At 48.3% G+C, this 22,386-nt stretch carries 5 protein-coding genes; 1 reads left to right on the top strand and 4 read right to left on the bottom strand.

All coding sequences use genetic code 11. The annotated features are described in order from the left end of the window. Positions 1–28 precede the first annotated feature (28 nt). Positions 29–17,110, bottom strand: coding sequence for a non-ribosomal peptide synthetase (locus NYR53_RS11775; RefSeq protein WP_261305336.1), 17,082 nt, complete (start codon positions 17,108–17,110; stop codon positions 29–31). 30 nt (positions 17,111–17,140) lie between these two features. After that, the gene (locus NYR53_RS11770; protein WP_261305335.1) at positions 17,141–17,944 is read right to left on the bottom strand and encodes a thioesterase II family protein; all 804 of its coding nucleotides are present in this window, start codon (positions 17,942–17,944) and stop codon (positions 17,141–17,143) included. Between the two features lie 452 nt (positions 17,945–18,396). On the opposite strand from NYR53_RS11770, the gene NYR53_RS11765 reads away from it, so the two are divergent. Beyond that, entirely contained in the window at positions 18,397–19,986 is a 1,590-nt protein-coding gene (locus NYR53_RS11765) for an esterase/lipase family protein (protein ID WP_261305334.1), read from the top strand. Between the two features lie 186 nt (positions 19,987–20,172). On the opposite strand, the gene NYR53_RS11760 is transcribed toward NYR53_RS11765, so the two are convergent. Then, entirely contained in the window at positions 20,173–21,615 is a 1,443-nt protein-coding gene (locus NYR53_RS11760; protein WP_261305333.1) for an alpha/beta hydrolase family protein, read from the bottom strand. Between the two features lie 79 nt (positions 21,616–21,694). Further along, entirely contained in the window at positions 21,695–22,384 is a 690-nt protein-coding gene (locus NYR53_RS11755; RefSeq protein WP_261305332.1) for a 4'-phosphopantetheinyl transferase family protein, read from the bottom strand. Between the last annotated feature and the right edge of the window lie 2 nt (positions 22,385–22,386).

The raw sequence follows: 22,386 nt of genomic DNA, 5'->3' as shown, positions 1-22,386 counted from the left end.
TCACCTCTAAAGAGTTCGCACTCCGGAATCAAGACTCGAAAATATCAACCAAACCATCCAGTTCTTCCAAGGAAAGCTCATGATCGCCGAGGTCGCTCGGGGTCAGCTCAGGTCCTTGTTTATTCACGCAATGCTCCATAATTTCCAGCAGATGCTTCTTAAAGCTATTTTGCAACTGGGTCATCGTGGTCTGATTGTACTCCTGGATATTGTAGGCAAAACGAACGCTTAGTTTGCCGCCTTGAATCATTGCGGTGACATCGAGCGTAAACAAACGCTCCGCATCCGGACTCATCGGCTCTCCCATATCATACGGCGACACCGTGAACCATTTTGTCGTTACGTCGGAGTCGAACTGGCCCAAATAGTTGAAACCAATCTCAGGCTTTGGTGCCGGGTCCAAACGCAGCTCCTCTGGAGACATGAATCTCAGCAGATCGAATCCGATACCCTTGTTCGGTATACGCCTTACGTGCTCTTTGATCCGCTTAATATGGGAGCCCGTATCGTTCGGTCCTTTCAAGTCGAGTACAATCGGGAACTGCGCTGTGAACCAACCGACCGTTCTCGATACGTTGACCTGCCCCTCCAAGTCTTCCCTGCCGTGCCCTTCCATATTGACGATCACGCAGTCCTGCTTCGTCCAGTCCCCAACACTTAAGCCTAACGCTGTCAACAAAATGTCCGGAATGTCGGTATGATAAGCTTGATTAACCTGCTTCAGTAAACGCTCTGTCTCTTCCTCGTTCAGCTCAAACGCGGTACTTCGCGTATGAATGAGTTTCATTTCTTCCGCTTTCTTGTCTTTCGGCAGCGGAGCCCAGGACAAGCCGCCCATTTGCTGCCAGTAATTCTTTTCCTTTGCCAATTCTTTACCAGCCGCATAAGCCTTCAACTGTTCCGTCCAAACTTGATAGGAATCCGTTTTATCCTGAAATAGGATGTCCTCATCGTTCATCGCTTGTTCATAACCTAAAGCAAAATCCTCCAGAATAATGCGCCAGGAAACGCCATCGACCACGAGATGGTGCGCGACGATTAACAGATGATCGCAACTTATCGTTCTGAACAAAGCCAGCTTGATCAAGGGCCCCTCGTTCAAATCCATGCTCGACTGCAAGCGATTTGCTTCTTCGGTAATAACCGAAGACTCATCAACTTGATTCCTTACATCAATTACTTTCAGATGTACCAAAGGTTCTTCCAGACCGCGGATCTGCGCAGTGACTCTGTCGTTGTCTACCCGGAAAACGGTTCTTAGCGCATCATGATGCTGGATAATTTGGGTGAATATTTTGCGGACAACGGGCTCCTTAAAGCCATGAGTACTCTGCAGCAGGATCGATTGATTCCAATGATGCATGTCGGTGAATCTCTGGGCGAAGAACCATCGTTGGATGGGAGACAGCTCCAGTTCCCCGACTACCGTTTCTTGGCTGCTCTTACGGCCTAATGTTTGTACGTATGAACTCACTTTTTCAATAACGGGATTTTGGAACAAATCCTTCATTTCCAGCATCAAATCATGTTTATACAAACGTGTTGACACCTGAATGGCTTTGATCGAGTCGCCGCCAAGCTCAAAGAAATTATTCTTGATGCCAATCGGGCGAACGCCCAGCACTTCTTCCCATACTTCCGCAAGCAGACGCTCTAGTTCATTTCTAGGCGCTTCATATTCCGTGCCTGTGATGGCTGTGCCCAGTTCAGGCTCCGGAAGTGCTTTGCGGTCAATTTTACCGTTAGGCGTCAGAGGCATTTGTCCCAGTTGAATAAAATAGGATGGCACCATGTAATCGGGCAATGATTCGGCTACATACGCTCTCAGGTTCGATATGGGAGCATTGGATAAGCCTGTGAAATAAGCGCACAAGTAATGGTGACCATGATGGTCTTCAAGGGCGATGACGATCGCTTCTTGAAGCAGTTCGTGACCCAGCATCACTGATTCGATTTCTGACAATTCAATACGGTATCCTCTGATTTTCACCTGATGATCAATCCGTCCCAAGTACTCGATATTTCCATCAGGCAGCCAGCGGGCAAGGTCGCCAGTATGATAGATATGTTCACTTGGAGCAAACGGATTGTCCGTGAACTTCTCATCCGTCAGTTCCGGCTTATTCACGTATCCCCTGGCCAATCCGACACCCCCGATGCACAATTCGCCAGGTACGCCGATCGGCTGCAGCAGGTTATCTGGACTCATGATGTACACCTGTGTATTTGGAATCGGGTAACCGATTGGGACCACACCCGTATGCAGCTCTGAATGACTGGCCTGCCAAATGGTTGCGCAGATCGTCGTTTCGGTCGGTCCGTACGCATTGATGTACTGGACCTTTCCTTCCCACCTGCGGATCAATTCGAAGGAGGTGGCGGAGCCGGCGGTAATCAGCTTCTTCAGAGAGCTCATCCGCTGCGGATTCAGATGCGTCATGTAGGTCGGCGGCAAGGTAAGAATAGAGATCCGGTGTTCACTTACATAATCTTCAAACCTTGTGTAATTACCGATGATTTCCTTGGACAACACGTGGAGCGAAGCTCCCGTCAGCAGCGCCATAAACATTTCCCAAACCGAAGCGTCAAAGGAACTGCTGGCAAATTGTCCGATCCGGTCATCGGCAGTCACATCGAGTTGATTCTCAAAAAATGCCTGTAAATTTGCTATACCCGCATGCTCGAGCATAATCCCTTTCGGTTTGCCTGTTGTCCCCGACGTATAGATGATGTAGGCCAAATTGTAGGATGTACTAGCCCACCCCAAATTGGTGTCTAATTTGAAAGTCAGATCCGTTTCCTCCAGCGCTACAACTTCCCCGGCAAATCCTGCTGGACGTTCCGCCTCCTGAGTAACGATTAACGAAGCAGCGCTGTCTTCCAGCATGTAGCGAATCCGATCGGCCGGATAGTCGATGTCGATCGGCAAGAACGCGCCACCAGCTTTAAGAATGGCCAGTATCGTGACGATCAAATCGGCGGAACGCTCCATCATGACGCCAACAATGCTGTCTGCGGCGACGCCCTTCTCGCCTAATACCCTTGCTAAGCGGTTTGCTTTGGCATTCAACTGACGGTAAGTCATCCGTTCACTGTCCCAAACGACAGCCACATGATCCGGTGTCTTCTCCGCCTGCCGCTCAAATAGCTCCTGTATCGTACAGTTCTGCGGGTAATCGGCTTTCGTTTGGTTGAAATCTACGACAATTTGCTTCTTTTCTTCCAATGAAAGCATGTCGATTTGCGCTAGCTGCGCATCAGGCTGATCGGCAATTTCCTGTAAAATACGGACGAAATGACGCCCAAAACGTTCCATCGTTTCTTGTTTGAACAGCGCCGTACAGTACTCAATCGTCAATTCCAATCCTTCTTGATCTTCCATGGCAAGCATAGTCAGGTCGAACTTCGACGTCGTATGCGGAACCTCATGCGGAATAAATGTTAAAGGCTTGATGCCAATCGATGGGTTACCGATATTTTGCATAATAAACATCGTATCAAACAGCGGATTGCGGCTTAAATCGCGCTGCAGCTCCAGCTTTTCCACCAGTGTTTCGAACGGATAGTCTTGATTCTCGAAAGCCATAAGCGCCTGTTCTTTGACTTCGGCCAAAAACTGCTTAAACGACTTGGAACTTTCAGGCCGGTTCCTCATGGCAAGCGTATTGACGAACATCCCGATAACATGTTCCAAGTCCGCATGCGATCTGCCGGCAATTGGCGTTCCGACCACAATATCCGATTGGTTGGCGTATTTCGACAGCAGCACATTGTAAGCAGCAAGCAGTACCATATAGAGGGTCGTGCCACTCATCGCAGCCAACTGATGAAGCTGTCTCAGCAGAGATTTATCCGCTCTGAACGTTACACTGTGTCCAGCGAAGCTGCGCATGGATGGTCTTCCATAATCCATAGGCAGATCGAGCAGCGGAACTTCACCTTCAAACATCGTTAGCCAGTAGGATTCCTGATCTCTGATTGTTTCCGACTGGAACAGACGGTTTTGCCATTCTGAGAAATCTTTGTATTGAACTCGGAGCTGCGGCAGTGGTTGCATTTGATACAACTGTACGAATTCTTGGATGAAAATCCCCATCGACACCCCGTCGGAAATGAGATGGTGCATATCAAACAACAGCAAGTGGCGTTCTTCCTCCAGCTTCACCAGTCCGACTCTGAAAAGAGGCGCAGTCTTCAAGTCAAAAGGCCGGACAAAGCGCTCGATCATCTCCTCTATCGTCGGCAGTGAATCTGCCACATACCAGGTGTAATCCACCTGTATCTCGAGTCTAGGATGCACCCTCTGGATCGGTTCTCCGTCGACCGTATCAAACGAAGTTCGCAGCGTTTCATGGCGGTCTACCAGGCTTTGGAAAGCTCCTTCAAATTGCTGAATATCGAGCTTGCCTTCGATCGTCATAGCACCCGGCATGTTATAGGTGGTGCTTCCGCTATCCAGCAAATTCAAGATGAACAATCGCTTCTGTGCGGACGATAGCGGGTAATACGGCTGCTCTGCCGCCAATTGAATCGACTCGTATCGCGAGAGTCCCGCTCCTTGTATGTAAGCTGCAAGCTCCTTGACAGAAGCCGTCTCAAAAACTGCTCTCAACGGAACTTCGACTTGGAATTCTTTGTACATTTGAGAGACTAGCGTCATTGCGCTGAGCGAATGTCCTCCAAGGTCAAAGAAGTTATCGAGCAACCCGATTTGTCCGATCTCCAGCAAATCCTGCATCAAACCAATCAGCTTCGCTTCTGCTGCGCTGGAAGGAGCGACATATTCTTTTTTGGCCATAAGATCCGTATCCGGTTCCGGCAAAGCCTGCTTATCCACTTTGCCGTTCGGAGTAAGCGGCATGGCTAACAGCTGCATGAAGTAAGACGGAACCATATAGGCCGGCAGTTTTTTCCCTAAGTGCGCCCTTAAATCATCCAGTGTAAACACATCATCTGCGGTAATATAAGCGCATAGATACGTTTGTCCGCGATGGTCGTCCTTGGCTAACACAACCGTTTCGTTAATGAGCGGATGCTGCAGGATGACGGATTCGATCTCGCCGAGCTCGATCCGGTAACCTCTCACCTTCACCTGTTCGTCCAGACGACCGATGAATTCGATTGTACCGTCAGGCAATCTGCGGGCAAGATCACCCGTTTTGTACATCCGTTCGTTTCCGTTATCCCCGGCTGCAAACGGGTTCCGCACAAACTTCTCGGCAGTCAGTTCTTCGCGGTTTAAATAGCCGCGCGCCAAACCGTTACCGGCGATGCACAACTCGCCAATGACGCCGATAGGCTTCAGAGCGCCCTCTCCGCTCACAATATAGATTTGTGTACCCGCAATCGGTCTCCCGATCGTAATCTCTTTGTTTGAATCTAGGCCTCTTTCATATGTGGCTACAACACTATTCTCCGTCGGTCCGTATTCATTCACCAACTCGATATGCGGATGAAGCTGCTTGCTGCGTGAGACCACGTTATCGGTCACTTTCTCCCCAGCCAGCGTCACGATACGAAGCGAGCTTGCTTCTTCTTCGCTCATGCACTCAAGCAGCGCTGCATACAAGCTTGGTACGCTGATGAAATGCGTGACTGCATGCGCAGCGATTTGTTTTTTCATGAGCAGCGGATCCTTTGCTTCCTCTTCTTGCGGCAAGATGACCGTTGCTCCGGCAATGATCGGCGTGAAGAAGCTGGTCACGAAGCCGTCAAAGGCGAAGGAGAACAACTGCAGCACAGAATCGTTGGTATCCAGCGCGTATTCGGCTTTTCTCCACAGCAGATTACTGACAATGCTGGCGTGTTCGATCATGACGCCTTTAGGCATTCCTGTCGTACCCGATGTGTAAATGATGTACGCCAGATTAGTCGGATCATTAACCTTCGGCAGATTCGAACCGTCAGAGTTGTAATGGCGCTCGTCATGGAGATCGAGCCACTTCCCATCGAAGGCAGCATGAACATCCTCACTCAAGCTTGCGACCAGATGCGACTGACTCAGGACGAGTTTGATGTTACTATCTTTCAACATGTAGCGGATCCGTTCCACAGGATATTGTGGGTCGATCGGTACATAAGCCCCGCCTGATTTCAGAATTGCCAGGATACCAATAACCAGTTCTAACGAACGATCCGCCATAATGCCTACACATGTCTCCGGATCGACGCCTTGATCACGAAGTGTCCTTGCCAAACGGTTAGCTGTTGCATTCATCTCCGCATAGGTCAATTGCACGCCTGCACAGACAACTGCCGGCTGATCCGGCGTCTTCTCTGCCTGCTCCTCGAACAACTCGTGCAGTGTCTTGCCGGTAGGCAAAACTGTCTTTGTTTCATTGAATGTAACTAGCAATTGGTGCAGTTCCGCTTCGTTCAACACCGTCAAGTCGGCCAGACAAATATCTGCATTTTTAACCGCCGACTGTAACAATTGAACGAAATGACGTCCGATCCGTTCCACCGTTGCTTTCTTAAACAATTTAACGCCGTAATCAATAAACAATTCTATTTCGCCATTTGTTTCTCTGGCTTCGAACGTCAGGTCAAATTTGGCAATGCCGTCATGCATTGCGATAGCAGCCAATTTCAAGTTGTCGCTTGGGTCATCCGATTGCGAGCGCGTTTCCAAGTTCTGCAGAATAAACATCGTATCGAACAGCGGATTACGGCTTAGATCCCGAGCTATGCCAATGTGTTCCACCAGCCTCTCGAATGGGTAATCCTGATTCGTATAGGCTTCCAGAGCACGATGCTTCACATCGGCTATGAACTCACGGAAAGTCTTATCCGCATCGACCCGATTCCGCATCGCCAGCGTATTCACGAACATCCCGAGTACGCCCTCCGTGTCCGGATGCGATCTCCCTGCGATTGGGGTTCCAACTACGAACTCCTGCTGCCCGGTGTATTTGGCTAAAAGCACGTTGTAGGCTGCTAGGAGCACCATAAACAGGGTGCTGTCCGTTTGCGCAGCAAGCTGTCCAAGCTGCGTACAGAGTTCACTTTCAACGACGATATGAACACGATCGCCTTCAAAGCTTTGCACGGCAGGTCTGACAAAATCGGCCGGCAGATTGAGCACCGGAATTTCTCCGGCAAACGTGTCTAACCAATAGGTTTCTTGCTTTTTAAAAACATCAGTCTCGAACCAGCTATTTTGCCAGACGGCAAAATCTTTATATTGAATGCCTGGCTCAGAAAGTCGCTCACCCTTGTATAGCCGCATCCATTCATCCATCATAATGCCCACGGATACACCGTCTGAGATGATATGATGCATATCGACAAGGAATAAGTGCTGACCATCGGCAAGTTTAGCCAGACCCGCTCTAAGGAGCGGAGCTCTGTTTAATTGAAATGGACGCACAAACCTTTTTGCGAGCTCTGCAAGTTCGGTTTCATTCGCTTCGATGTTTGCGACGATGGTTTCAACAATAGTTTCAACCGAGAATTCAATGTCCGCATGAATTTGCTGCACCGGCTCGCCGTGAATCGTTGCAAAGGAAGTTCGCAGGATCTCATGTCTGGCAATAAGCTCCTTCAGAGCTGCTTCCAGCCTAGCCGCATCTAAATCGCCTTCAAGAATGAAAGCCTCTGGCATGTTATATCCGGTGCCTGCACCTTCAAACTGGCTGAGAATGTACATCCGCTTTTGGGCCGACGATACCGGATAATAGTCCTGTTCATCCAGCACCCGTCCAATGGATACATAGGCCTCTTTGACGGCCGTTTGGATATATGCAGCGATCGCTTCAACGCTCGGAGTATCAAACAATACCTTTAACGGCACTTCTACTTGGCAAGCCTTGTGCATCGCGGAAATAAGCGACATCGCCTTCAGCGAGTGCCCGCCTAGTAAGAAGAAATCGTCCAGCACCCCGACCTGGCCGCAGCCGAGTACCTCCTGCCAAATTTGCGCAAGCTCAGCTTCCAACTCTGTTCTCGGCGCCACATAAGCCGTGCCCGAATCCAGCCCGCCTTCCGGCTTCGGCAGCGCTTTGCGGTCGATTTTGCCGTTGGCGGTAAGCGGAATTTTGTCCAGCTTCACAAAATGCGACGGGATCATGTACGCCGGCAAATCGCTGCCGATATGCGCCCTAAGCTCGGACACCGTCAGCTCCCCGTCTGTGATGAAGTAAGCGCACAGGAACTTCTGCCCCTGTTCGTCATCCTGTGCCAGCACCGTCGCTTCCTTAATCCGCTCGTGCCGCAGCAGCTGCGTCTCGATCTCGCCGAGCTCGATGCGATGCCCGCGGATCTTCACCTGATGGTCGATCCGTCCGTAGTATTCCATCTCGCCGCTGGGCAGCAGACGCGCAAGGTCACCGGTTCGATATAACCGTTCTTCCGGCTTGTATGGATTCGCGACGAATCGCTCAGCCGTCAGCTCCTCGCGGTTCAAATAACCGCGGGCGACGCCGTCTCCGCCTACGTACAGCTCTCCGACAACGCCGATCGGCACCAGCCTGCGCTGCGCATCGAAGATGTAGCTCGTCAGTGTCGGAATCGGACGGCCGATGTTGCTTAGGTTCGTTTCGATTTCGCGATCCGTAATTTCTTTATAAGTAACATGTACAGTCGTTTCGGTAATCCCGTACATATTGATCAGCTGCGTATCCGGATACTTCCTCTTCCACGGCTTCAGCATGACCGGGTTCAGTGCTTCCCCGCCGAAGATGACACAGCGGACGGCAAGCCCTTTGCCCGGCTGCTGCAGCTCCTCTTGGATCAGCGTGTAGAACGCGGTTGGCGTTTGATTCAGCACCGTTACTTGCTCCTGCCGCAGCAGCTGCGCGAATGCTTTAGGGTTTTGTGCGGTTGTCTTCGGAACCACCACACACCTGCCGCCGTACAGCAGCGCCCCGTACATTTCCCAGACGGAGAAATCAAAGCAGAAGGAATGAAATACGGTCCACACGTCGCGTTCGCTGAAATCGAATTGCAGCTGGTCATGAATGAGTAAACGCACGACGTTCTGATGCTCGATCATAACGCCCTTCGGCTTGCCAGTCGTACCTGACGTGTAGATGATGTAGGCCATATCGTGCGGCCCATTCACCGGTTCCAAATCTGCATAATCCCAGGCGTACAGCTCTACATCGCTCATATCCAGCATGACACCGTCATAAGGCACCTTATCTGCCAAATGCGGCTGCGTCAGCAGGACGCGGACTCCGCTGTCCTCCAGCATGAATTGCGTGCGCTCCTGCGGATAGTCCGGATCGAGCGGTACATAAGCGCCGCCGGCTTTGAGCGTCGCGAGGATGCCGACGATCATATCGAGCGAGCGCTCGACGAGCAGGCCGACCCTAACATCCGGCCCCACTCCATGGCTGCGAAGTACGCATGCCAAACTGTTGGCGCGTTCATTCAGCTGACGGTACGTCAGCCTTTCCTCGCCGCATGATGCAGCTATGCGTTCCGGCGTCCTTTGCACCTGCTCCTCGAACAGACCGTGAATCGTTTGATCTTGCGGGAACGCCGCTCCGGCCTGGTTGAATTCGCCCAGCAGCTGCGTTTTCTCTGCATCGGTTAGCATATCAATATCCGCCAATTGGATATCTGAATTCGCTGAAACGGCGTGAAGGATTTGCAGAAAATGCTGCGCAAGCCTTTCTGCCGTCGCACGATGAAATAAAGCTGTGCCATATTCGAGATGGAACACAATCCCATTCTCCCCTTCAGCAGCTTCGAGCGACAAGTCGAACTTCGCGACATTTCGGTCTAATCTGTAAGGCGAGAATGCCAGATCGTTGATTCGAATGGCTTCGTCTCCCGTATTTTGCAGCACGAACAAGACATCGAACAGCGGATTGCGGCTTAAGTCGCGTCGAATGTTCAGCTTCTCGACCAACTCTTCGAACGGATAATCTTGATTTTCAAAGGACCTCAGCGATGTTTCCTTTACCTCCGCCAAAAACTGTTTGAACGATTTCCCAGCCTCTGGATAGTTTCTAATAGCCAATGTGTTGACGAACATACCGATTGTGCGTTCGACATCTGCATGCGGTCTTCCGGCAATTGGCGAACCGATGATGATATCCTCTTGACCGGAATATTTGGCCATGAGCACGTTGTAGGCTGCTAGCAGCACCATATACAGCGTCGTACCTGATTCCGCAGCTAGCTTGTGCAGTTCCTGCAACAGCTCCTTGCCGGTATCAAATGTGACGCGATCGCCATCAAAGCTTTGAACGGGCGGTCTTACATAGTCGGTCGGCCAATCAAGCACTGGAATTTCACTGGAAAAAGCGTCGAGCCAATAGGCTTCTTGGCGCTTCAAATCCTCACTTTGCAGCCGTTCGTTCTGCCATACGGCAAAATCTTTATATTGGTTGCGAAGTTCAGGCAGACTTGCCCCCTCGTACAGATCGGTAAATTCACGCATGAGCACCGAAACGGAAATGCCGTCCGAGATGATGTGATGCATATCACACAGCAGCACATGACGTTCCGCAGCCAAGCGTACAAGACCAACCCGCAAGAGCGGCGCCTGACTTAAATTGAACGGCTTGATGAAATCGCGAACCAGCGCAGAAACATTACCCTCATTTGCTTCCATCACTTCAACGTCGAATGACACATGAGCATGCACCTTTTGTACCGGCACGCCATCCACCGTATGCAGCGAAGTGCGAAGCGCTTCGTGGCGCAGAATCAATCCCCGGAATGCTTCTGTTAACCGTTCATGGTCCAAATTTCCTTCAACCAGCATCGCATCCGCCATATTATAGCTTGTGCCTGTTTCATCCAGTTGATGAATGACGTACATCCTCTTCTGCGCCGAAGATACGGGATAGAACTCCTGCTCTGGCACAGGTGCAATTGCTGAGTAGCTCTTCTCATCCGAATCGATTATGTAAGCTGAGACAGCGGCAATCGTCGGATTTTGGAACAAAGTACGCAGCGGTACTTCCACACTGCTCGCTTTGTGCATTTGCGAAATGAGCATCATCGCTTTCAGCGAGTGACCCCCGTGCTGGAAGAAATCGTCGTGAATGCCGATTTGGTCGACGCCAAGCACCTCTTGCCATACAGAAGCAAGCTTCGCTTCCATAACATTCGTCGGTGCGACAAATGTGGTTCCTATATGAACACTGCCTTCGAGTGCCATCAGTGCTTTGCGGTCCAGTTTACCGTTTGGCGTAAGCGGCATTTTATCCAGCTGCACGAAATGGGACGGGACCATGTAAGCTGGCAGCTGACCTGTCAGGTGTTCGCGAAGCTCCGGAATCGTCAGCGTTCCGTCCGCAACGAGATATGCGCACAAATATTTTTGCTGCGATTGGTCGTCTCTTGCGATAACAACGGCTTCCTTGATGCTTTCATGCTTCAGCAGACCCGCTTCGATTTCTCCGAGTTCGATGCGGTAGCCTCTAATTTTCACCTGATGGTCGCCCCTGCCGAGGAATTGCATGTTACCGTCAGGCATCCATCTGGCCATATCCCCTGTTCGATACATGCGTTCACCAGGTTCAAAAGGATTATCGACAAACTTATCAGCGGTCAGCTCAGGCTGATTATAATAACCCCGGGCAACCCCGATTCCGCCGATACACAGCTCGCCAATGACACCAACCGGCTGCAACTTCATCTGTGGATCAAGCACATAAAACTTCATATTCGGCAGCGGCTTTCCGATTGGCACATTGCCGGAATACGGCAGTGATGCATCGGTATGTTCGTAGAAGCTGGAATCAATACATGCTTCCGTCACGCCGTAACTGTTCACAATCCGCATCCTATGGCCGAATCGGCTTTGCAGATTGGTGAAATCTTCAGATGAGCAGCTGTCCGATCCCAAAATAAGCAAATTCAGTTGGCTCATGTCCAAATCGTGATCGTATATATATTGCATTAACGGTACGATCAGCGCCGGCGTCGATTCAAAAATATTGATTTCATAGCTCCTAATTAGCGTGTAGAGCGAAGCTGGATCCAGCTTTACATCATTTGGACAAATGATCATCTTACCGCCGTTCAGCAGCGCTCGCGCCATGTCCCCGGCGAATACGTCGAATGCAAAGCTCGCCATCTGCAGCAGGCTAACCTGGAACGAATCCAGTTTGTATGCCTCTCTCCAGGCGAATGCAACATTCGTGTAGCTGCCGTGTTCGATCATCACGCCTTTTGGCTTCCCAGTCGTACCCGAAGTATAGATAATATAGGCCAGTTGATCCTCTCTGTTAACGATCCCGAGATTGGTAGAAGGCTCGGAGTACAAACCATTATCCTCAAAACAAACAATTTCTTTCTCAAAAGATACCCGGCGTGCGATCGCGCGCTGAGACAACAATAGCTCCGCACGGCTGTCTGCCAGCATGTACCCAATCCGTTCATCCGGGTACTCAGGATCAATCGGCAAATACGTGGCTCCCGCTTTCCATACAGCGAGCACGCCGATGATCATGTCAATCGAACGATCAACCATAATCCCTACGACGCTCTCCGACTGAATTCCTTTGGTAAGGAGCTTCCGCGCAAGCTGATTCGCCATGCTGTTAAGCGTCCTGTAGGTAAGCAGCTCCTCTTCACAAACTACCGCTACATGATTCGGTGTTTTCTTCACTTGTTCTTCAAAAAGCTCTGTGAACGTTTTGCCAGATGGATATGCCAGCTCCGTCTCATTGAACCCTTCCAAGAGCTGCCGCTTTTCATCCCCTGTTACCATGGAAATATCTGCTAGTGTGATATCCGGACATTCCGTAACACACTTCAAAATTTCGATATAATGCCCAGCCAGACGTTCCATCGTCGACTTCGCAAACAGCTTCGTACTAAACTCCAGCTGGAATACAAGCTCAAGTTCCTTCTCCGTTGCTTCCAGTGACAGGTCGAATTTCGCGATACGGTTATCCAACATGTAGGGCACGAAACTTAAGGAGTCGCCCAGCTCCAGCATCATCAGGTCTTTCATCTGAAGGCTGAACATCGTATCGAACAAAGGATTCCTGCTCATATCCCGCGCGACATCCAGCTTTTCCACCAACAGTTCAAACGGATAATCCTGATGTTCAAAAGCGTGCAATGCATTTTGCTTCACATCTTCCAGGAAATTGCGGAAGCTTAAGGTTGGAATCGGCCTGTTGCGGAGAGCAAGCGTATTAACGAACATTCCGATCGTATGCTCTACATCAGGGTGTGGCCTACCTGCCACCGGTGTGCCCACAACGATATCATCTTGATTCGCATATTTAGCGAGAAGTACGTTGTACGCCGCTAGCAGCAGCATGTACATCGTCGTGCCCGTTTCAGCGGCAAGACGGTTTAGACGAATCATCAATTGATGGCCCGTGCCGAATAGGATGCTGTCACCTTCAAAGCTTTGCACCGACGGCCGCGGAAAATCGGCTGGCATCCCCAGTACAGGAATCTCACCAGCAAAAGCTTCCAGCCAGTAGGCTTCCTTCTTTTTCATTGCGCCTGACAGGAAAGATTCGTTTTGCCAGACCGCAAAGTCTTTATAGGGCACCGACGCTCGTGCAGGTTCTAAACCACGGTATAAATCTGCCAATTCGCTAACGAGAATCTCGATCGACAATGCGTCGGAAATGATGTGATGCATATCAAACATGAACAGGTGGCGATTTTCACCGATTTTTGCAAGGCCTATTCGAATTAGCGGGGCTTGATCCAGTTGAAATGGCTGGACAAACTTGGATACGAGAAAATCAATAGAGTCATCAGGTCCTTGACTATCATGTTGAATGGTAAAATGAATGTGGTTGTGTACTTTCTGTACAGGGTGTCCATCGATGGTGTGAAAGGAAGTGCGAAGCATGTCGTGACGAACAGCCAATCGGTTAAAGGCAGCTTCCAATTGTCTTGGATCCAAAGGTCCTTCGACGGTAAAAACGCCAGGCATATTATAGGTCGTCCCCATGCCTTCGAATTGGTTCAACACATATAGTCGCTTCTGAGATGAGGAAAGAGGGTAATATTCTTGTTGTTCCGCTGGTAAAATTGTGGTGTATGTACCTTCGCTAGCTTGGTCAATGTAGGGAGAAATCGCCGTAATTGTCGGCGTCTCAAACAAAACACGAAGCGGCAGCTCTACATGAAATGACTGATGAATGCGCGAAATGATCTGCATGGCCTTTAAGGAATGGCCGCCCAGCTCAAAAAAGTTATCCTGCACACCGATTCGTTCCTGCTCCAATATGTCCTGCCAAATCAAAACAAGCATTTCTTCTATATCGCTGCTTGGCGGCATATATTCACGACCAGTCATAGCGAGCCCCGCAGGCTTAGGCAGCGCTTTGCGATCAATCTTTCCGTTCCCTGTGATCGGCATTCTATCCAAATGTACGTAATGGGAAGGTACCATATAGGCCGGAAGCTCCAGCGCTAAGTGCATGCGCAGTTCAGAAACCGTCAGCTCCGCCTCACTAATCAGATACGCACACAAATATTTTTGCGCTTGCGCATCGTCGAGTGCGATAACGATAACCTCATGAATCATGGGGTGCTCAAGCAATCTTGTTTCGATTTCACCCAATTCAATGCGGTGTCCGCGGATTTTCACCTGATTGTCGATCCGGCCCAAATACGCCATTTCTCCATTAGGGAGCATTTTTGCCAAATCGCCGGTTTTATACAACCGTTCCCCAGGCTTATACGGGTTCATGATGAAACGCTCCTGCGTCAGTTCATCACGGTTCAAATAGCCTCGGGCTACGCCCGCTCCACCGACATACATCTCGCCCGTAACACCTATGGGCACTAACTTCCTGTTTTGGTCAAAAATATAGCAGGTTAACGTCGGAATTGGCGTTCCGATGTTGCTAATATTCGTTTCGATTTCCTGTTCGCCAATCTCTTTAAATGTAACGTGCACCGTTGTTTCCGTAATGCCGTACATATTAATCAGCTTCGTCTCGGGATACTTGTGCCGCCATGGTTGCAGCATGATCGGGTTCAGTGCCTCACCGCCAAAAATGACATAACGGATTGCCAAGAAGCTGTCTTCCTGCAGCAGCTCTTCATTGATCAACGAATAAAATGCGGTAGGCGTTTGATTCAGTACTGTTACTTTTTCATCTCGAAGCAGCCCAGTAAATTCCTTCGGATTTTGCGCAATAATTCTCGGAATCACCACGCATTTGCCCCCATACAAGAGGGCGCCATACATCTCCCATACCGAAAAGTCAAAGCTAAACGAATGGAATGCGGTCCATACATCATTCTCGCTAAAGTCAAACTGCAGCTTGTCGTTAAACAGCAGCCGGACCACGTTACGATGTTCGATCATTACCCCTTTTGGCTTTCCAGTCGTACCGGAGGTGTAAATGATATAAGCCATATCAGATGGCTGATTCACGAGTGGCAAATTGGAACTATCGCCAGATGAAAGCAGATCCCCATCGATAACGAAAATGGTCCCGTTGAAAGATACTCTTTCCTGCCACTGCACTTCAGTCAGCAATACCTGAGCCCCGCTGTCCTCAAGCATAAACTGGATTCGCTCTTCCGGATAATCAGGATCCATAGGCACATACGCACCACCCGCTTTGAGTATCGCGATAATGCCTACGATCATTTCCACAGAACGATCCACCATAAGTCCAACCCGATCATCAGGCTTCACGCCGTGATCGCGAAGCCTTCTTGCCAAACGGTTGGCACGCTCATTCAGCTCACGGTAGGTAAGGCTTTCGCTGCCGAAAACGACCGCAATGCGATCTGGCACCCGATCCGCCTGTTGTTCAAACATCCCATGGATGGTTTGATCCATCGGATAATCAGCTTCAACACCTGATAAAACATGCAGCAGTTGGTTTTTTTCCTGCTCATTACAAAGCTCCAGATCAAACAACGGTTTGCCCGGATTGTCTAATACATCCTTTAGAAGCACAAGCATGTGCTCTAACATCGAAGAGATTTCTTCACTCGTAAATAAGCCTGTACGATAATCGATGTCGAGCTGCAGCTGGTCAATATCCATACGATCTTTGATATGTATGATGAAATCATTGGCTTCGTGTCCATTGCCAAACGGTTCCGTAACGTATTCGATTTGTTCTTTTTTCTGCCATTCCATCACCTGGTATTCTATGAAAACACCGAATAGTCTGCTAATGTCACTGTGCTTTTCCCGCAATTCGTTAACCAATACGTTATAGGGGTACTTTTGAACTCTGAAAATGTTCATCTGCTTTTTGCCGACTTTGCGGATAAACGACAGTGCATCTAGCTCAGGCTCCACCTGCATTCGAAAAGGTGTCGTGCTGACGAACATACCCAGCATATTTTTTTCTTTCGCGTTCGTCCGATTGGAGAAATTGGTACCAAGCACGATATCCTCATGAGAGGTAACGCGATAAATGTACGTGTACAGCATGGCGACAAACAACGTAAAAACACTGACGTTATGTTCTTTGCAAAACCCCACAATGTCATTACGAAGCGTTTGTGGAATAATGATCGATTCTCTCGCCGCCTCGGTACTGACACGGTATAGATCATAAGTTTTCAAACTCGTAAATTCAGGGATTGTCTGAAATTCCTCATGCCAAAATTTTTGATCTTTCAGGTAACGGTCTGAAGCTTCATAGTCTGGCTCATTGTGAACGTAGTCCACGTACGACGGGCGCTCATCTTGAGCGGTATCTTCACCATTCACAAGGCCTACATAGATATCGATGATTTCGTTAACGGCAAGCACCATGGATATCCCGTCCGAGACGAGATGATGAATTTTCATATATACGCGGCCCTCATCGCCGCTAATTTTGAAAATTACAAACTCAAACAAATCGGCATCGTGAAGCTGAAAAGGCTGCATCATTCCTCGTTCGCCCCATAGACGTACCGCCGCGCTGGCATCATCTTGGTCGCTGAAGTCGTAGAATGGAATTTCGAAGGATGTGAATTCGGAAACATACTGACGCGGTTCGCTGCTGTGCTCATCCAGCACACGAAGCCGAATGGTATCGTGCAGCCTGACAAAGTCGTGAATCGCCTGCTTTAACAGCCCATAATTCAATTGCGAGTCCTTCAGATTAAACGTACCGCCAAGATTAGAAATACTCGTCCCCGGATAAAATTTCTCCGTATACCAAATTCTTTTTTGCGCATGTGTTAACGGGTGAGTCGGTTGGTTCGACATTTGGTTCCCTCCACCATGTTTAATAGTTCTCTATAGCCAAATTACGTTACCCGTGTGAACGACTTGCTTTGGGGTCGGTTTCGCAGGGACTTTGTGAAAGCTATCGTAAACCGTCTGCATGATGTTTTCTTGTTGATTGTGCAGAAAAAAATGATCGCCATCAAACATATGTAGAAAAAACTCGCTACTCGTTTGTTCATTCCAAGCAGCCAAAGATGCAACGCTAACATCATAATCGGCATTCCCGCCGAATGCGGATATCGGACAACGCAGCGGCTGATCATCTATGTATGAATACGTCTCACATACTTCAAAGTCGGCCCTCAGCCTCGGCATCAGCAGCTGCATCAACTCGTCATGCTGGAGTACCGCCTCCGGCGTGCCATTCATTCGTTTCAACGCCATTTTGAACTCATCATCTGGAAGTTGGTGAAGTTTTTTCTTCGTATAAGGAAGCCCAGGGCCAGAACGTCCTGAAACAAATAAATGAACAGGCTGTTTCCCATATTTTCTACTAATTTGGCGAGCTGTTTCATAAGCAATCAATGCGCCCATGCTATGACCGAAAAATACAAAGGGCGTTTGAAGCAGCGGCCCCATTTCCAAAACAATCGCTTGGACAATTTGTGACAATGAGGTCATAGGGGATTCAAGTCCCCTGCTCTCTCTGCCGGGTAATTGAACGGGGCACACCTCAACATCCTTTGGGAAAAAGCGGGACCATTCACGAAATACCGAAGCCCCTCCTCCAGCGTACGGAAAGCAAAACAATCGAAGGTTGGCACGGGAATTCACATTTGCATTTAAGAACCATGAATGAAGTTTGGATGTCATCTCTCTACCTCTTCCACTTGTTTTTATGATAAAAGAACACTCCTGACCTAAAAAATTGCTATTTCCCCCCTGTCCAGAAACGTACACCTGACCTCTTTAAAGGTAATGCTGAATTATTAGCGTAGTGTTAACTGAATAAGAAATATTTATAAAGAAAATAATGGTAAATATTAAAGTTTATGTGAACGTGTTATGAATTACAGGATAGTTAACATGGTAAAATATCGGGATGCAACTAGCATTTAACCCCGAAAAACAAGAGATTCAAGCCTATTTGTACCAATCTTTTCTGTTATTTAGGTTAAAATTATCTTTATAAAAATAAATTATAATGCACGTAAAATTCCCATCTTCATAAACAATTAAAATACAAAATTAGGAAATTAATGAGATAATTGAATTGGCTGGCCAGCCCATTTGAAGTTGTATTAAGAAAAGAGAGGAATGAAATCATGAAGAAATTTGCCACTTCCATCTTTCTAGCATTCATACTGGTCATAAGCTTCGTTATCGCGCCCGCCTCTGCTGCCGTTTCTAACCCTAACCTGTCCCGTGTCCCAGGCACATGGTCGCCGGGAGCGACGCCATCCAATTTGAATGCCAAATTGCCTGTCATTTTATTCGTTCAGGGCCTCGGCGGCAATGCGGGATCTTGGTATGACACCAATGACATGTATCAAACAGCTTACAATAACGGCTATCAGACTGCTTTTATCGAACTGAACGATTCGGGCGGAACGCCCAAAAACATGTGGGACAACGGACAGCTGTTAGCTCAGAAAATTGCAGTCATCTCCCAATACTTCAACAAGAAACTTGTGATCGTCGCTCACAGCAAGGGAGGCGTAGATACGCAAGCCGCTCTCGTGCACTACAATGCTTATCCTTACGTTACGAATGTGATCACACTGAGCTCTCCGCATCACGGTTCTGAGTTAGCCGATCTTGCTTATTCAAGCTGGGCGGGGTGGCTAGCCGACCTCATCGGCTACAAGAACGACGCCACTTATTCCATGCAAACCTCCTACATGAACTACTTCCGCTCTGTTACCGATTCGAACCCTAATAGTTCTTTCAATAAGTTCTACACATTGGCTGGAAAAGGCTGGGCCTCATCACCTAGCAGCTCTTATTTTGCCGGTGGACTCTACTTGTCGCTATTCGGGAATAACGACGGTGTGGTTACTGTAGACAGTTCCTATGTACCTAAGGGTACTATGGTCAAGATCGGTGATTGGGACCATAATACGATCCGCAAAGGATCCACTACGTTTTCTTTATTCAAACCATTTTTAACGGCCACAAGTACAGCAGTATCAGCAAAAGCTGGCGTTCCTAGCGACCTCGTCACAGTTGCAAGCAATAAACCTTCTGATGCTGCGCAAGAAAATACAGACGGATCAGCAAGCAATTTACTAGTTCGTGGCGGAGCGCACAATGGAACTGCCAGCGAAAGCTTTCTTGTTGAAAACGACGTAAAAAGCATAACCGTCGACTGGATCTCCCACCAGAAAGCCGATCACGTCGAGCTGATTTCCCCAACAAACGGGCAAACGAGCGTAAAAGTCAAAACTTATCAAGACGAGCAAGTGTTCAAAAACGCTTGGCATCACATTGCTGTCGTGAATAATCCCAAGCAGGGAGAATGGACACTTAAGACACACAGCGTTAATCCAGGCGGCTATCTGATGACCGTCCGATATGATTCAGATTTGGACAAAGCCATTCATTTGAAGCTAAACGATGACAAAACAAAGATTCAGGTCGAGCGCGATAAAGCTTCCTTGCAAGAAGACAAACTTAACGTCCAATATCAAGTTGATTTTACTTCTGAGGGCAGCAGCGCCAACAAAAAACAAACAACAAAGTTAAAAAATCTCGCAACCATCGATTCGGACAGTGAAGCAAATCTATCTGATGTAAGCAGTCCAGGTGTCTACCAAGTATCATTCGTCGTAAAGGGACAAACAGCGAAGGGTGTTCCCTTCGAAAGAACACTTATTCGTTCCATTTACATCGATGAGAAGGGTGACAGATACTAAACCATTCATGAAAAAACGGCTCTTTCGCATCTTTTGCGAATAGAGCCGTTTTTTCCACATAAGAAAGTATAAGTTTTCGGTTGCCGAAAACTGCTTTCTTATTGGCGATAAAACCTACCTCTAATCGCGGTCGCTCATCATTGAATGGCCTCGATAGAGGTTTTCTCATTGCGGATCGTTATGGCATCATTTTTTCTCAACGATTACTTCCTTAAAGGGCGACATCGGTTCATCCAAAAGAGTAGATGGCTTTTGATTCAAGTATTTATCGAAAAATGCGAGCACATAGCTATTAATCATATGCCATGCCTGTTTGGGTGGCAATTTCAAGCCATCCATGAGGCGAAGCCCGGGGGACCATAAATAATAGTCTGTAAAGCTCATATGCTTGATTCCACGGATGGTTACCGCATAACCGCCACCTTTTCCGAACAAGACGCTATTCCGAATCGGTATCTCTGTTTTATATTTGTCGTAGGCTTGTTTAGTAACTCCGATTTTTGCCAATTGCTGTTCGGTCGGTTCCGCATCCTTGTTCGACTCTACAACCTCCGTCTTCATCTGCATGAAGGGTTGTTGCAGGCCGTTTACAATGGTTTTACCGAACGGAGTTCCATCCATGTTGATACCGGCTTTTAGCCGTTGATCCGCATAGAGCGTTTGGATCGTTGCCGCCCCTCCGAAGGAATGGCCCAGCATGCCGATTTTATCCATGTTTATTTTTCCGGTTAGCAACCCCTGCGGGTCTTGCTTATTCAGCTTTCCGAACTGGTCCAGTACAAACTGAGCATCCTTCACCCAGACTTCGATCATTCGATCCCATCCGTCAATGTCGATGACGGCAGGAAGCTTTTTCGTCTTGGGAGCAATACGCTGATCAGGAAATACCGTCGTCATCGCATAGTAGGGATGCTGTATGGCGGCAACCAGATAGCCGTTGCTTGCCAGTTCCTCCATTTGAGACGTGCTCGTAAACCGCGTGCCTGGCAGTCCGTGCGAGAATACAATGAGCGGATATTGGGCTTGTTCTGCCGAGAGCGGAGCGTTTACATAAGAATCTGTTTTTACATGGCGAAAATAGTGTAATATGAATGCAGGAATCTTGTATTCCTGCTGCAGCGCTTGCCCAAACTGACGATACTCAGGTATGTAAAGTGCCTTAAATGAGGCTTGATCGATTTGAGCAGGGTACCATAATTGAACAAGAAGCTCTCGCCGATCATTAGGAGTATCCGTTAATATTTCCTCTCTTGACGCATCGGTCCAATGATAGGTGACTGTTCCTACCGAATAAGGACCGGATGGAGAGTCGATTTTAAATACGGGAAGCAGGATAGGCAGTATCACAGCAACAGCCAATAAGAACGGCAGCAGGAAGTTCCAAATGAAATGAGGCTGCTTTCTTCGCTCTTTATGACGCCTTGCTTTTACAAACAAATACAGCATATAGCCCGCCGTAAAGACGTATAGCGGAACCATCTGCCACCTGTAGCCCTCAAAAATGAAATGAAGTAAGGCTATACCTATAGCCAAGCAGTTTGCCACGCCAACCACTTTTCTTCTACCCCATCTATCAACGATCCATAGCATTACATTGCTTACAATAAACAAGATCTCGAATATTCGCATGAAGCCCTCCCTTCCGGTCATCTTCACCATTATGTTCCAATAAAGCACATAATATAAGACTTCGGATAGGATTGGAAATTTATGTCTCGAGCGTATCAACGTCAACGTGAATGACTTTATCAGGAAAATGGCTGGACTTCGCACATAGAGATAGTTTATAGGCAGGATCAATTTCATATTGCATAAAATGATATTTCGTTATTTCGTCACTGGTGATCAGTTGAATATCAGAACCTTGCTTGTTGATGCTGAACGAATTCAAAGAGATACTAAGCCCTCTCCCGTCTGCTTTGATCAAGCTTTCTTTTAACGTCCAAATGTCAAAAAAATAGGCCAAACGATGTGAGCTTGGCAAATTCATCAATTGCTCGTACTCCGCTGTGGAAAAAAATTGACGGGCGATTTGCATATCGATCGAATGAATCTTCTCAACATCGATTCCTACAGGGTCTGAATCAATGGCGCAGACGACCCAGTCTCCAGAATGTGAAATATTAAAGGAGACGGAATCCGTACCGTCAAGGTGGGGTTTGCCATAGGCATTCATGACGAAACGAATCCTATGCCGAGGCAGCTTCGTCATTGTGCCAATCGCATATTTGACCAACAACTCCCCCACCGAAGAGCGAACAGCGTCATCATATTTCAACATCCGCCGGACCTTGCTTTGTTTCTCCAGCGATAATTGACGAAACATCCGATCAAACTTCTGTCTATCCAGTTCTTCCGATAGATGCACAGCAAAAACCTGCAGCTTGAGCAGATGCAAAC

Source organism: Paenibacillus andongensis (assembly GCF_025369935.1).
Lineage (GTDB): Bacteria > Bacillota > Bacilli > Paenibacillales > NBRC-103111 > Paenibacillus_E > Paenibacillus_E andongensis.
The sequence above is the reverse complement of the archived record's forward strand: the minus strand, read 5'-3'. Positions and strand labels throughout refer to the sequence as shown.

What these genes read in the sequence shown, in the direction of transcription:
- NYR53_RS11775 (WP_261305336.1), bottom strand. Translation starts at nt 17,110, where the DNA reads ATGTCGAACCAACCGACTCACCCGTTAACACATGCGCAAAAAAGAATT.
- NYR53_RS11770 (WP_261305335.1), bottom strand. Translation starts at nt 17,944, where the DNA reads ATGACATCCAAACTTCATTCATGGTTCTTAAATGCAAATGTGAATTCC.
- NYR53_RS11765 (WP_261305334.1), top strand. Translation starts at nt 18,397, where the DNA reads ATGAAGAAATTTGCCACTTCCATCTTTCTAGCATTCATACTGGTCATA.
- NYR53_RS11760 (WP_261305333.1), bottom strand. Translation starts at nt 21,615, where the DNA reads ATGCGAATATTCGAGATCTTGTTTATTGTAAGCAATGTAATGCTATGG.